This is a genomic window from Bacillus sp. SIMBA_074 (assembly GCF_046534555.1).
In the GTDB taxonomy this organism is placed as follows: Bacteria; Bacillota; Bacilli; order Bacillales; family Bacillaceae_G; genus Bacillus_A; species Bacillus_A mycoides.
This window is the reverse complement of record NZ_JAWRYM010000360.1, coordinates 1-284: the sequence shown is the minus strand read 5'-3', so window position 1 is coordinate 284 and position 284 is coordinate 1. Positions and strand designations below refer to the sequence as shown.

Here is a 284-nt window from a genome sequence, read left to right as displayed (position 1 = left end):
AAGGTCTCAAGAACTCGCAGTGTTGTAGATCTAACCCAGAATATTTCTGTTTGTGTTTGATTGTCGACCATCAGCTGCTCATCATCTGATAAATCAGCAATATCTCCTTCTTCCGGGCTCCGATTCGACCGATTTTTTTTTGAAATCGGATGTTTTTTCCCAAAGAATACAGGTCTGCAATTAGATTCTGCAGATCTAGCACCAAAACCTACAGATCTGATCTGCAATTTCGCCACCCAAAAATCCCTGCAAAAATGAAAAAAAAATTCTCCACGATTTGCCCA

Annotated in this window: 1 protein-coding gene; it reads right to left on the bottom strand. The window is 40.1% G+C overall.

All coding sequences use genetic code 11. The features are described 5' to 3' along the window. A partial coding sequence (locus SB773_RS31165; protein WP_410594140.1) for a hypothetical protein occupies positions 1-227 on the bottom strand: 227 nt, incomplete at its 3' end. Between the last annotated feature and the right edge of the window lie 57 nt (positions 228-284).